The sequence below is a fragment of the Amycolatopsis sp. cg5 genome, from assembly GCF_041346955.1.
Lineage (GTDB): Bacteria > Actinomycetota > Actinomycetes > Mycobacteriales > Pseudonocardiaceae > Amycolatopsis.
This window is the reverse complement of the sequence record NZ_CP166849.1, coordinates 1,717,985-1,731,751: the sequence shown is the minus strand read 5'-3', so window position 1 is coordinate 1,731,751 and position 13,767 is coordinate 1,717,985. Positions and strand designations below refer to the sequence as shown.

Annotated in this window: 10 protein-coding genes; 2 read left to right on the top strand and 8 right to left on the bottom strand. The window is 66.4% G+C overall.

The genetic code is table 11. The features are described 5' to 3' along the window. Window positions 1-13: 13 nt before the first annotated feature. Window positions 14-880 carry a dihydropteroate synthase gene (gene folP / locus AB5J62_RS07950; RefSeq protein WP_370947482.1) on the bottom strand — a complete coding sequence of 289 codons (867 nt, stop codon included), beginning with the start codon at window positions 878-880 and terminating at the stop codon, window positions 14-16. 28 nt (window positions 881-908) lie between these two features. Continuing rightward, a complete protein-coding gene (locus AB5J62_RS07945; RefSeq protein WP_370947481.1) occupies window positions 909-2,858 on the bottom strand; it encodes a protease pro-enzyme activation domain-containing protein in 1,950 nt (649 codons plus the stop codon). A 291-nt stretch (window positions 2,859-3,149) separates the two neighbouring features. On the opposite strand from AB5J62_RS07945, the gene AB5J62_RS07940 reads away from it, so the two are divergent. Continuing rightward, on the top strand, window positions 3,150-3,686 hold the full coding sequence (locus tag AB5J62_RS07940) for an N-acetyltransferase family protein (protein ID WP_370947479.1): 537 nt from the start codon (window positions 3,150-3,152) through the stop codon (window positions 3,684-3,686). Between the two features lie 186 nt (window positions 3,687-3,872). Here the strand turns inward: AB5J62_RS07940 and AB5J62_RS07935 are convergent, their stop codons facing one another. After that, the gene (locus AB5J62_RS07935; RefSeq protein WP_370947478.1) at window positions 3,873-5,633 is read right to left on the bottom strand and encodes an alpha-L-fucosidase; all 1,761 of its coding nucleotides are present in this window, start codon (window positions 5,631-5,633) and stop codon (window positions 3,873-3,875) included. Beyond that, the gene (locus AB5J62_RS07930; RefSeq protein ID WP_370947477.1) at window positions 5,630-7,408 is read right to left on the bottom strand and encodes an alpha-L-fucosidase; all 1,779 of its coding nucleotides are present in this window, start codon (window positions 7,406-7,408) and stop codon (window positions 5,630-5,632) included. Before AB5J62_RS07930 ends, AB5J62_RS07935 begins: the two co-directional genes overlap by 4 nt. Before the next feature lie 361 nt (window positions 7,409-7,769). Between AB5J62_RS07930 and AB5J62_RS07925 the strand changes: the two genes are divergently transcribed. Continuing rightward, a complete protein-coding gene (locus AB5J62_RS07925; RefSeq protein WP_370947476.1) occupies window positions 7,770-8,963 on the top strand; it encodes a glycoside hydrolase family 105 protein in 1,194 nt (397 codons plus the stop codon). Window positions 8,964-9,079: 116 nt separating this feature from the next. On the opposite strand, the gene AB5J62_RS07920 is transcribed toward AB5J62_RS07925, so the two are convergent. The 4 genes from AB5J62_RS07920 to AB5J62_RS07905 all read right to left on the bottom strand — a co-directional run bounded on the left by AB5J62_RS07920 (window position 9,080) and on the right by AB5J62_RS07905 (window position 13,616). Further along, entirely contained in the window at window positions 9,080-10,570 is a 1,491-nt protein-coding gene (locus AB5J62_RS07920) for a glycoside hydrolase family 28 protein (RefSeq protein ID WP_370947475.1), read from the bottom strand. A gap of 87 nt (window positions 10,571-10,657) precedes the next feature. Beyond that, window positions 10,658-11,290, bottom strand: coding sequence for a TetR/AcrR family transcriptional regulator (locus tag AB5J62_RS07915; protein ID WP_370947473.1), 633 nt, complete (start codon window positions 11,288-11,290; stop codon window positions 10,658-10,660). A gap of 44 nt (window positions 11,291-11,334) precedes the next feature. Beyond that, complete coding sequence (locus AB5J62_RS07910; protein ID WP_370947472.1) at window positions 11,335-12,903, bottom strand: alkaline phosphatase; 1,569 nt, start codon at window positions 12,901-12,903, stop codon at window positions 11,335-11,337. Between the two features lie 44 nt (window positions 12,904-12,947). Then, window positions 12,948-13,616 (bottom strand): hypothetical protein, encoded by a 669-nt coding sequence (locus AB5J62_RS07905; protein WP_370947471.1) that lies wholly within the window; start codon window positions 13,614-13,616, stop codon window positions 12,948-12,950. Window positions 13,617-13,767 lie beyond the last annotated feature (151 nt).

The window sequence follows — 13,767 nt, the reverse complement described above, 5'->3', positions numbered from 1 at the left end:
GATCCCCCAGGTGTCAGGCGAGGCCGCGGACGGTACGCGCCGGTGGCCGGTCGCCGTGGATCGCGGCGACCATTTCCAGCACCTGCCGCGTCCGGCGCACCTCGTGCACGCGGAACACCGCGCACCCGTCGGCCGCCGCGAGCGCGGTGGACGCCAAAGTGCCGTCGACGCGTTCGGCCAGTTCGACCCCGAGCGTCTCCCCGACGAAGTCCTTGTTGGACAGTGCCATCAACACCGGCCAGCCGGTCGCGACCAGCTCCTTGGCGTGGCGTAGCAAGGCCAGGCTGTGCCAGGTGTTCTTCCCGAAGTCGTGCGTAGGGTCGATCAGGATCCCCTCGCGCGGCACGCCCAGCCCGACGAGCGCCTCGGCGTGCCGGGTGGTCTCTTCGATGACATCGGCGACGATGTCCGGGTAGTGCACCCGGAACGGCCGGGTGCGCGGGACGGCGTGCCCGGTGTGCGAGCAGACGTAGCCCGCGCCGAACTCGGCGGCGATCTCGGCGAGCTTCGGGTCGGCGCCCGCCCAGGTGTCGTTGATCAGGTCGGCGCCGACCTCGCAGGCCTTCCGGCCGACCTCGTGGCGCCAGGTGTCGACGCTGATCACCACGCCGGGGAACCGGGCGCGGATCTCCGCGACGAACGGGACGACGCGGCGGAGTTCCTCGTCGACGTCCACGTCGGCGCCGGGACCCGCCTTCACGCCCCCGATGTCGATGATGTCGGCGCCCTCGTCGACCGCGCGGCCGACCGCCGCGAGCGCGGTCTCGTCGGAGAAGGTGGCGCCCTTGTCGTAGAAGGAGTCCGGGGTGCGGTTGACGATCGCCATGACCAGCGCGCGGTCGGCGGCCACACGACGGCCCCGGAAGGTCAGCTCGATCACGAGCCGACCTTACCGGGGCCTGGGCAGGTCAGACGAGGAACAGGAACAGCAGGCCGTTCGGCGTGCCGAGCCCGGTCACGTTGTCGTAGCCGCCGGTCGTGTGGATCGTCAGGTTGGGATAGTCGAGCAGCCGCGCGGAACGCACGAGGCCGTCGGAGGCGTCGACACCGTTGACGTAGTCGACACGGGCGACCGCGCCGTCGACGTGCTTGGTGTCGCTGATCGCGGAGGTCCGCGAGGTCACCTTGTAGATCATCGGGTTGATGAACCCGTGGTGGAAGTGCGTCAGGCTGTCCGCCACCGCCATCACGCCCGCGAACACCGGCGACGCGAGGCTGGTGCCGCCGATGCGGTACTGGTCGTAGTGCGCGCCTTCGGGGAAGGTCTGCGTCTGGCCGACCAGGAAACCGGTGTTCGGGTCACCGACGGCCGAGATGTCCGGGACGACCCGGCCCTTCTTGCCGCCGGTCTGGTTCTGCGTGGACAGCGCGTCGGGGACGACGCCCTTCTGGTAGAACGGCTGCTCGAACAGGCGGCTGGTGCCACCACCCGAACCGCTGGTGTACGCGCCGGGGAACGCGGGCGTGTACGCGCCGTTGGTCAGCGTGCTCTTGCCGGTCTCCCAGCCGGTCTCGAAGATCCGCTTGCCGTCCTTGCCGACCGCGAGGCTGGTGCCGCCGACCGCGGTGATCCACGGCGCCGACGCGGAGAAGTCGGGCGACGGGGTGCCGAGGCGGGCGACCTCGTCGCCGTTGTCGCCGGACGAGAAGTACACGCCGATGCCCTGGAGCACGGCCTGCAGCGAGATCTGGTTGAACGCCTTCACCTCGTCGGCGGGGATGTCCTCGCCGGTGTCGCCGTAGGAGTTCGAGATGATGTCGGCCTTCTGGCCGGCGACCACCCAGTTCAGCGCGATGTCGAGTGAGAGGTCCTGGCAGTCGGAGCCGCCGACGTAGAGGATGTCCGCGCCGGGCGCGAGCCCGTGCGCCGCCTCGACGTCGAGGGTCTCCTCGCCGTACCACCCGGCCGCGTCGCAGCCGTCCGGTCCTTCGAGGTCGGGGTTGACCGGGAAGACCTTCTGCGAGAACTGGGACTGCTTCAGCGGATGCGCCGGGTCGTTGCGGCGGGCGTACTCGCTGGCGTCGGCGTAGATGGTCGGCGAGGCGAACGCGTCGATGATCGCGATCGTGGTGCCGCGGCCGTCCGCGCCGAGCTTCGCGGCCGTGTCGAGACCGTAGGCCGACCGCAGCTGCGCCGGGGTGTACCCGCAGGGCGCGTACGGGAGCTGCTTGCCGTTGTAGGCCGGGTCGGTGGTGTCGGTCTTCTCGCCGTAGTAGGCGCTGCACGGCGCGGCGTTGCGGAAACCGGGGCCGGGCGGGACGTCCTGCGGCTTGTCACGGCCGTCGGTGTGGTTCGGCTTGAACAGGTTGGTCGCCTGGTCGACGCCGATCACGCCGAGCACGTCCTTGGCGAGCGCGGCGGGCACCGACAGGTTCTTGTCGGCCGCACGCAGCGTCTGGCCCTTGACCGCGTACTTGCCGAGCTTGATGTCGAACGCCTGCTGCACCTGGTCGGCGGTGCCGGTCGCCTCGACGTAGGCCCGGTTCGACGGGACCGAGCCGACGGCGAACCCGGCGCCGGAGAGCCAGGTCTTGACCGAGCCGACGGTGGCGTCGGAGGCCGCGAACTGGTCACGGACCTGCGCGGCGCTGAGGTACTTGCGGTAGGACGCGCTGCCGGGCTCGGACACGGACCGCGCCGCGGCTTCGGCGGCGGCCTGGTCACGCAGGTTGAGGTAGACCCGGAAGGTCAGCTTCGCGCTGGGCGCGGCGTCGGCGACCTTGGCCTGGGGCGTCGCCCATGCCGGGTGCGACTCGGGGATGTCGGACCGGCCTTGGGCAACAGCGGCTGACGGAGCCGCGGCGGCGAACCCTCCCACCACCGCGACCGCGAGCAACATCGTAAGGGTTCTTCGCACGGGGACTCCCTTTCATGAACCGTCCACGACTGCGCGGACAACGGGAGACCCTAAATCCGATCACTGGTCCTAGGAAGCGAAAAAATGCCCACAATTAAAACGTTATCTTGGCCGCCTGAATTCGCCACTTCAGTGTAAAAAACCGAATGTGGGCACTAAATCCGATTTGCCTGCCGGACAATCGTGGCGAAATGAGCGCGGACGCCTGGAACGTCCGGTTCCACCGGCGTCCGCAACTGTTGACACGATCCAGGGCCACAGATGTCACTCAGTGCGGCTAACCTACTTTCGATGGGCCCACCCTCGCTGACGATCCGTCCCGCCCAGCCGCGGGACGCCGCCACGCTGCTCAAGCTGCAACTCGCTCTCGACGACGAGAGCGAGTTCATGTTGCTGGACAGGGGCGAGCGGGCCGACGACCCCGCCGAGGTGCGGGCCAGGCTCCAGGCGATCGCGGACGGTGTCGACTACTCATTCGTCCTTTTGGCCGAATACGATGGTGGACTCGTCGGCTATATCGACGTGGCCGTACTGCCGTACGCCCGCAGCAGGCGCACCGGATACGTGGTCATGGGCGTCGCGTCGGACGTGCAGGGCAAGGGCATCGGAAAGGCTTTGCTCGCCGAGGCCACCCAATACGGGGCAGGTCTCGGCCTGCGAAGACTCGAGCTGACCGTCATGACGTACAACCATTCGGCCATCGGCCTCTATCTCGCGTCCGGCTTCCAGGTGGAGGGCCTGCGGGCGGCCTCCATCGACCACGGCGGCATCGCCGTCGACGAGTACTACATGGGCCTGCTGCTCAGCCCCGAGTCCTGGGAGAACTGAGCCACCGACCTCACCCTCCCGGTGTGGTTTAGGTCACTCCGCCGACTCGTCCGGCGACACTCGGTTGATCATTTCCAGGCCGCCTAATACGGCGTTCAACTGGTATTTCCGGGTCTTTTCCGCGCCCGATCCCGGGGGTCGTGAGTGGTATGGCCGGTTCTAACCGGCCATACCACTCACGACCGCTTAGAAGCTCAAGCGGACTTCGTCGATCTTGAGCTGTTGGAAGTACTTCGGCGCGGTCGCGGCCGCCCAGGTGCTGGCCACTTCGACGCGGACGAACTTCGTCCAGGTGCGCGGGAAGTCGACGAACTGGACACCGCGCGCGCTCGGCAGCTGGGCCGTCTTGATCGCCGTCCAAGAGACACCGTCGTCCGACACCGAAACGGTGTAGTCCTTGATGCGGGCGGACTGTTCGGTCGCCGAGCGCGCGTAGCTGACCGACCATTCGCGCTGGTTGACGGCGACCGAGGACACCGGCAGCTTCGCTGGGAGCTTGAAGTCCAGCGAAACGGGCAGCTTGCCGCCGTTGTCCCAGAAGTTCTGGAAGTTCCCGTCGACCAGGTTGGCGGCGGGCGCGGTCGCGGTCTCCGTGCTGGCAGTCGCGGTCACCAGCTGCCGAGGCCAGTCGAACAGCCGGCCACCGAGCGTCTGGACCTTGAGCACCGTGTCGTTGGCGTCCCAGGTGATCCCGTCGACCGTGAGCGTGCCGTCACGCTGGCTGAACCGCAGCGGCTTGCCGGTGCGCAGATCGCTCACCCGGCCGACCAGATAGCCGTTGTCGCGGACCTTGAGCGTGTTCCCGGTCGCCGGCGCGGTCAGCACGTGGACGTACTGCTGGCTCGGCCGGTCCTTCTTGACCGTGGTCACGCCGTGCGCGCCGTCGTTCCAGAAGCCCGGCTGCAGCCCGCCGTACAGGTAGCCGCCGCCCTCGGTGCCGTCGATCGACTCCTTGATCGGCGCGATCGTCTGGGCGAACCAGTTGTTGTACGCCTCCTGCTTGGCCGGGAACCGGCCGTTGATCATCGCGGTCTCGGCCATCAGCGACTTGATCGACGAGCCGGTGTTGGTGATGTAGCGGCCGAGGTTGAGCTGCGCGCTGACGTCGTAGTCCGACCCCGTGTACCACCAGGAGCCCTTGTCCGGCAGCTTGAAGCAGGCCTCGGTCAGCCGCGGCGCCGGGGTGTAGGTCGCTTGTGGATAGTCGTACGCCGGCGTCATGCCGACCTTCTGCTCGTTGCTGATCGTGTCCATGATCGGCGTGTCTTCGTTGTTGTTGCTGAGCAGGAAGTTCGGCCGCTCGGCGCGGATGCGCTCGTAGAGCTTGTTGCGCTCCCAGTAGGCGTTGTCGTTGTCGATCCAGAACCCGGACAGATCCGGGTAGTTCTGCATGACCTCGACGATGTTGTCGTAGCTGTACTCGCCGAAGCCGTCGCGCGTGGTGAGGTCGACGTTCTTGCCCTTGTACGCCGAGTACGCGGCCGAGTCGAGCTGCTCCCAGCCGCCTTCGGCGTGCCACTGGGGGTCGTCGGTCATGTAGAGGATGACGTGCAGGCCCTTGGCCTTGGCCGCGTCGATCGTCTCGCGCAGGAAGTCGCGCTCGGTGTGCGCGCTGCCGGGGATCTTCGACGGCCACGCGCGGCCGTAGCCGAGCCTGCTGTGGAACGAGGCGAGCACCAGGTACTTGGCGTTGAGCTTCTGCGCCTCGTCGACCCAGTAGTCCGCCTTCCAGCCACCGTCGGTGATCGCCTTCTCCCACGACGCGCCGTCGCGGAAGCCCGGCGCGGTGCGCATGCCCCAGTGCAGGAACAGCCCGCCCGAGGCGTCACGCAGCCAGTCCTGACGCGGGTTGAACAGCTCGGCCGAGGCCTGCTGGGTGGTGGTGACGACGCCGAGCAGCGTCGTCATGGCCGCCGCGAGGACGGCCAATCTCCGTACGAGTTTCATGATGCCGCCGTCGCGTAGGACGAGCCGATCCAGGCTTCGTCGATCCCCAGTTTCTTGTAGTGCTTGGTGTCGCTCGACGCCGACCACGTGCTCGTCACCTGGACACGCACATAGCGGCTGGTCACGCTCGTCAGGTCGATGAAGGCGACGCCGCGGTGGCTGGCGAGCTGGCCGGTCTTGACCGCGCTCCCCCAGTTCTGGCCGTCGCCGGACACGTAGACCTTGTAGTCCTTGATCCGCGCGGACTGCTCGGTGTCGGACTTCGCGTAGCTGACCGAGTCCTCGCGCTGGTTGAGCCCGACGTACTGGATCTTCTTCGCGGAGCCGAGGTCGAAGTCCACATTGACCGGCAGTGTCTTGCCGTTGTCCCAATAGGACAGATAGCTGCCGTCGCCGATCGCCGCCGCGGCCTTCCCGTTGGCCTTCTCGGTCACCGTGGCGGGGTCGTAGACACCGGCGCGGCCCGCGGTCTCGACCTTGAAGACGGTGTCGTACGGGTCCCAACCGGACAGTCCGGTCAGCGTGAGACTGCCGCCGCCCTGACTGAAGGCGATCGCCTCACCCGTGCGCAGGTTGGTGACCTTCTTGACGCGGTAGCCGTTGTCGCGCACCTTGAGCGTGCTCGTCGACGGCTTGGTCAGCACGTGGATGTACTGATCGTCCTCAGTGGACCGGCTGATCGTGGTGACTCCGTGGGCACCGTCGTTCCAGAAGCCGGGCTTGAGGCCGCCGCTCGAGTAGCCGCCGCCCTCGGTGCCGCCGATCGACTCCCAGATGTCCTTGAGGTAGCCATTGGCGAAATTGTTGAAGGCTTCCTGCTTGGCCGGGAACTTGCCGTTCACCATCGCGGTCTCGGCCATCAGCGACTTGATCGAGGAGCCCGAGTTCGTGACGAACCGGCCCAGCGTGAGCTTGTAGTCCACAGTGGAGTCCGTGCCGCTGTACCACCATGCGCCGCCGGTCGGCAGCTTGAAGCAGGCCTCGGTGAGGCGCGGCTGAGCCGTGTAAGTCGCTTGTGGATAGTCGTAGGACGGCGTCATGCCGGTCTTCTGCTCGTTGCTGATCGTGTCCATGATCGGCGTGTCTTCGTTGTTGTTGCTGAGCAGGTAGTTCGGCCGGTCCGCACGGATCTTCTCGTACAGTCCGTGCGTCTCCCAGTACGCGTTGTCGTTGTCGATCCAGAAGCCGCCGAGGTCCGGATACCGCTGCATGACCTCGAGGAAGCTGTCGTAGCTGTACTGCCCGAAACCGTCCCGAGTGGTCAGATCGACGGTTTTGCCCTTGTACTTCGAATACGCCGCGGAGTCGAGCCACTCGTGGCCGCCCTCGGCGTGCCACTGCGGGTCGTCGGTCATGTAGTTGATGACCTTGAGACCCTGCGGCTTCGCCGCCGCGATCAGCTCGCCGAGGAAGTCCCGCTTAGTGGCACAACTGCCGGGGATGCTCGACGGCCATGCCTTCGAGTAGCCCATTTTGCTGTGGAACGAAGCCAAAACGATGTACTGCGCATGCAACTTCTTGGCTTCGTTGACCCAATACGTGGGCGACCAGCCACCGTCGGTAACCGCTTTCTCCCAGGCCGTGCAACTCGTGTAGCCCGGCGACGTGCGCATTCCCCAATGGAGGAACAGCCCGGCTTGGCCGTCACGAAGCCATTGCTGGCGCGGGTTCTGCAGCTCGGCGGCCGCGGGCGCGGCTCCGGCGAGCGCGCAGGCGGTCACCATCGCGGTCACCGCGACGGCCGCCCTGCGCAGGATGGAACGTCTGCCTGACATCCACGACCTCCACTGGTCTGATCAACCGGTGGTGTACCCGACGCGCGCCCGCGGGTCAATACTTAGGTCAGACCACTGAGCGCCGACCTTGTCACAGGTGTACCAAAGTATGCGGCCGTACGGGTTAAATATCTGATATATGACCCAAGACATCTGATCTCTTCTTGACGATCGACCGTTCACCCGAGTAGACGTATCTCATGCAAGTGACGCACACGAGCTGAGTCACTCGCACCAGGGCGACACAGCTCGCCCCCAAGGACTGGTCGGGATGCCGACGGACGGCGGATCGGCATCCCGGCCACCCTTGAAAATTCTGCGCCGCGTCACCCGGCCCTTCCTTGCAGCAGGAGGACAACGAATGTCCGAAGATCAACCACGCCTCTCGCGCCGGTCGATGCTCACGACGGCGATGGGCGCCTTTGGCGCGCTCGCGCTTCCCGGGACGGCCGCATGGGCGGACGAGGTGCTCTCGCCCATCGGGACGGACGCGGCCCCGTCCGACTGGTCACGCGCGGTCATCGACTCCACGATGAAGCGCTACACCCCCGCCAATCTCGGCGGCTGGGGCTACACGCGTGGTCTGTACCTTTACGGTCAGTACCTGTTCCACAAGCGGACCGGCGAGAAGAAGTACCTCGACTACATCGTCGCCTGGTACGACCGGTTCATCAAAGAGGACGGCATCTCCAACAGCTTCACCAACCTGGACGCGATGCGCTCCTGCCAGATGCTGCCGCTGCTCTACACCGAGACCGGCAAGCAGAAGTACAAGACGGCGGCCGACCAGCTGCGCAAGAAGTTCCCCGGCTACAAGCGCACCAGCGACGGCGGCATGTGGCACGCCACCAGCAAGGTCGGCCAGTTGTGGGCCGACGGTGTCTACATGGCACAGCCGTTCCTCGCGCTGTACGGCAAGACGTTCAACGACGCGACCTACTGCTACGAAGAGTCCGCCAAGAACGTCATCGTCTACTTCACACACCTCAAGGAGCCCGCGAAGGGCTTGCTGTACCACGCTTACGACGAGGACGGCTCCGAGTCGTGGGCGTCAGGAGCGGGCCACCACTCGAAGTACCACTGGGCCCGCGCCATCGGCTGGACCGCGATGACCGCGATCGACCTGCTCGAGATCCTGCCCGCTGGCCACCCCCGGCGCGCCGGCCTCCTCGAGGTCGTCAAGTTCCTCGCCGACGGCTTCAAGAAGTACCAGGACCCGGCGACCGGCCGGTGGTACCAGATCGTCGACCGCGGCAGCGACTCGAAGAACTGGCTCGAAACCTCGGCGTCGTCGATGTACACGTTCATGATCTCCCGCGGCGTCGAGCGCGGATACCTGGACGCGTCGTACAAAGCGGTGTCGGACAAGGGATACGCCGGCGTGCTGCAGAAGGTGAAGGTCGGCTCGGACGGGCTCACCAACATCACCGACATCTGCGAAGGCACCAACGTCGGCGACACGGCCTACTACTACGGCCGCGCCCGCAACACCAACGACTTCCACGGCCTCGGCGCCTTCCTCATCATGAACGAGCAGTACATGAAGCCCGCCTAGGGTTTCAGCCCGCTTCTGGCCCCGGTCGCGCTCGCGCGACCGGGGCCTTTGCGTTGCACCACTTGGGGTCGTGAGCGTTGCGGGCGGTTAGAACCGCCCGCAACGCGCACGAGTCCTTAGCAGTTGGTCGACGAGTCCGCGGTCTTGATGCGGAGCGCGCCGCCCGTGGTGTTCGCGCTGTCCTTCACGCAGTAGCCGGAGGCGGACTGGAAGTCCAGGTCCGACGGGCTGTTCGAGCCGCGCTGGGCCGTGAAGTGGTCGAACGACACGTTCGAGCTGTTGTTCACGATGACCGCCGGGCGGCCGTCGTTCTTGGCGAACTTGACCGAGCTGTCGATGAACTTGATGTCGGACGCGTAGTGCAGGTACCAGCCGAAGGCGGGCCGGGTGCCGATGCTCTTCGGGTTGTAGTCGGTCGGCGTGTTGCTCGGGACGCCGGTGGACATGGTGCCGTTGCCGCCGGGGACGGTCAGATTGACGTTGGTGAACGTGACGTCGCTGACGCGGTTCGAGGCGCTGTTGCCCCAGATTGTCGGGCTGAAGTTGGTGCCGGTGTGCGTGCTGGTGATGTTGTCGAAGGTGATGTTGCTGATCGAGCCGATGCCCGGGTTGTTGCCGCACCGTTTGCGTGTGCCGACCTTCATCGTGATCGGCGAGTACGAACCCGCGATGGTGATGTTCTTGTAGTGCACGTCGGAGATCTTGGAGCCGTCCATCGAGACGATGCCGATGCCGGACTTGTGCGCGCCCTTGAGCGTGATGTCGGTGAAGTTGTAGCCGGTGAAGTCGCCGCAGGTCTCCGAACCGAACATCAAAGCGTTGCAGCACACCGCGGACAGGTCCGCGTTGTTGACCGTCACGTTGCCGTTCGGCAGTTTCTTGCCGAGCGCGTAGTCGCTCTTGAACACCAGCGCGTCGTCGTTGGCCGCGATCTTGGCGTTGGTGATCTTGACGTTGGTGGTGCTGATGATGTTCCAGCCGTCCCGGTCACCGGACGTCGCGATCGTCAGCTTGTCCGACACCACGTTGGTGCAGCCGTTGATGAGCGCGGCGAAGTGACCGCCGCGCTTCAACGTGATGCCGCTCAGCGTGAGGCCGTCGCAGCGGGTGATCGACAGGATCTTGTCCGCCTGGCCGGATTTCGGGTTGCCGGTGATGAGGTGGCCGCCGCCGTCGATGGTGCCGCCGCCGGTGAAGCCGATGTTCTTCAGGTTGTCGCCGTAGAACATCGCGTTGTGGAAGTGGCTGTGCCCGTAGTCCTGGTACTTGTCGTACGGGTTGGACTCGGGCGCGTCGTAGCCGCTCGCGCTGCCGGTGATCGTGGTGCCTGCGGGCACGTTGATGACCACGTCGCTCTTGAGGTGGACCGTGCCCGCCATGACGTAGGTGCCGACCGGGAATTCGACGATGCCGCCGCCCGCCTTGTTCGCCGCCGCGATCGCCTTGTCGGCGGCGGGGGCGTCGTTGGTCGAGTCGCCCGCTTTGGCGCCGTAGTCGGTGACCTTGTACACCGCGCCGGGAGCGGCGGACGCCACTTCCATCCCCATGGCCACCAGGCCCATCACGGCGAGCGTGACGAGCGCGAACCGGCTTCTTGTGGGTTTCACTGCAGACCGCCTTGTCTGAAGAAAACGTTCAGGACTGGACGGCGGTCAACCCAGTCAAGCACGCGAAAACCAGCCCCCACAAGGATTTCAGGCCCCGAGTTTCACCCCGCCGCGCAACATGGCGAAGCCCGTTTCGGCCGCGGCGGACGCTTCGGGCGAACGGGCGTCGGCGGTCATTCCGCCCGCGAGCGCGGTCGCGTTGTCGGTCGCCAGTGTCCAGATGACGCCGACGATCTGCGCGGCGGCGAGCCTGGCGACCAGCGGGGTGACGGCGGTGGTGTCGGCGAGCGCCGAGGCGACCGCTTCGAACGAGCGGGCGTTGAACTGGAGCATCCGCGCGGCCAGCGCGGGTGTCTCGAGCACCATCTTGTAGAGCGCGAGCACCTGGGGTTCGTCGTTGAGACCGGTGATCGGGTCACGGCGGCCGAGCCCGTCGACGAAGTGGTCGCGCAGCGCGGTCAGCGGGGACTGCCGGGCCGCGCGCAGCCGGATCACCTGGCCGCTTTCCGTTTCGTGGTCGGCGAACCGGTGCAGCACCAGGTCCTCTTTGGTCGGGAAGTACGCGAAGAGCGTGCGTTTGGACACCTCCGCCGCGTCGGCGACCTGTGCCACCGACACCTGGTCGAAACCGGTGTCGAGGAACATCGAGATCGCCGCGGCGGAGATGGCCTCCCGTGTCCGCTGCTTCTTCCGCTCACGCAGTCCTGGTCGATCACTCACCGAGACAGCGTATCTGCAAATTGCGTTTTATACCCGGTGCACATCTACACCTGTTGCAGACCGGTTTTGCCAGCCTGGACGACGTAGCTTCGGTCGGTCGCGATGGTCACCTTCCCGATCGCGCCCTCGGTCGTGTCGGACACGGTCACGAAGTCACCGCGCAGCTGCTGCTGGGTGGCGGTCATCCGGACGTATCCGCGCTTGCCGCGGCAGTACTTGATGTGCGGGTTGTTCGACAGCCACGCCGCCGACGGGTCCTTGGCGTCGTCGGAGTTGCTGGTGACCGAGGTGGTGACGAACTCGGAGCCGATGATCGGGTCGCTGTGGTTGAAGTAGTCGCGCCGCAGGTCGGCGGCCCAGTGCCGGTGCACGTCGCCGGTCAGCACGATCGGGTTCGCCACCTTGCGGTCGACCCAGCCCTTGGCGATCCGGTCGCGCGAGGCCTCGTAGCCCTGCCACGAGTCGGGGCTCTCGCAGGTCGTCTTGCTGCCGTCGCCGTCACGCGTCGCGAAGAACACCTGCTGGCCGAGGATGTCCCAGGTCGACGGGTGCGTCTCGAACTGCTTGAGCAGCCACGCCTCCTGCGCGGTGCCGAGGATCGACCTGGCCGGGTCGCGCATGGTCGTGCAGCTCGGGTTGCCGTCGGCCGGGTCAGGCACCTGCGCGTTGCGGTACTGGCGCGTGTCGAGCAGGTGGAACCGCGCGAGGTTGCCCCAGACGAACTGGCGGTACAGCTTGATCGTCGAGCCGCTCGGCTTGGCGGTCGAGCGGATCGGCATGTGCTCGTAGAACGCCTGGAAACCGGCCGCCTTGCGGTCCGCCGACGCCGGCGAGGTGGTGCCGTTCCAGTTGTTCATCACCTCGTGGTCGTCGAACACGACCAGCCACGGCGCCATCGCGTGCGCGGCCTGCAGGTCGGCGTCGGTCTTGTGCTGACCGTGGCGCGCGCGGTAGAGCGCGAGCGTGGTGGCGTCGTCAGGGACGGCCAGGTGCCGGGGGTTGAGCGCGGCGAGCTTGCGGCCCGACTTCTTCTCGTAGATGTAGTCGCCGAGGAACAGCACCAGCTCGGGATTGTCGGCGACCATGCCCTTGTACGCGTGGTACCAGCCCTCCTCCCAGTGCTGGCAGGACGAAAACGCGTACTTCAGCTGGTTGACCACGGCGCCGGCGGCGGGCGCGGTCCGCGTGCGGCCCACCGGCGAGATGTACCCGGCCGCCTTGAACCGGTAGAAGTACTCGCGGCCCGGCTCCAGGCCGGCGGGTTCGACGTGGACGCTGTGCGCGGACGCCTGGACGGCCGTCACCGTGCCCTTCTGCGCGATCGAGCTGAACGCGGCGTCGTTCGCCATCTCCCAGTCGACCGGGTACGAGGCGTTCGGCATGCCGCCGAGGCCGTCCGGGTTGAGCGGGGCGGGCGCGAGCCGCGTCCACAGCACGACGCTGTCCGGCAGCGGGTCACCCGACGCCACGCCCAGCTGGAACGGGTCGTGGATGGCCGGAGCCGCCGCGGTCGTGCGGGCACTCGCCCACGAGGGCAAGGTCGCGGTGAGCCCTGCCGCGCTGACCGCGGCCGCGCCGCCGAGCAGCACCGACCGCCGGTTGACCTGACGCATGGCCGATTTCCTTTCAAAGAAGAGAGTGAAAATTCAAAGAAATTTCAGGAGACGTAGTCGGTGATGCCGCCACTGCAGGCTTCGAGCACGGGATTCGTAGCGGAATAGTTCGCGACGCAGACCTTGTAGTAGACCCAGCCGCCCTTGGGCACGTTTATCGCGGTTTCCTTGCTCGTTCCCGTGCCACCCGAGTTCCACGCGTAGAACGGTCCGGCTCCGCCTTTCAGCCAGTACGCGACAACGCCGGATTTACCGTCCCCGTCGTTGTCATAGACGACGAATTTGGCGCCGGCGGATTTGAAAACACCCTCTGCGGCGCAGGTCCCGGACGAGCATTCGGCTGAGCCCGAACCGACACCGCAGTCCGGCGCGATGCGTTCGTCGGATCCGGTGTACACGTATCCGTCGGAGATGTAGCCGCCGAGCGCGGGCACGTAGTCCCAGAGCGTCGTCTTGCCGAGCGGGCCTTCGACCGAGGTTCCGATGGTCTGGCAGTCAATGGAGACCGTGGCGCCGTTGGCGACGGTGCGCACCGCGGAGGCGTTCGTGCTCGGCGCGCGGCGGACGTTGAGCGGGTCGCCCGCCGTCTTGACCGTCCCGGTGGCGGCCGTGACGGCGGCGTCCGCGGAGACGACACCAGAGACCAGCAGCGCCACAACGCTCACGGTCACCGCGGCGATTCCGCGAAGCCGCCGAGAAGCTGAAGTTGTCATGGGGACGAAGAATGGCCAGGTCGCGTACACGTTCCATACAAAGAGGTGACCGTCTTCACTGGGCGAGAACCAGCACGGCGGCCAAATGGATCTAGCGGACTTGATGGAAAAAGTCTTACCATCCGCAGTTATAGGGCAAGCTGGGGCTCGC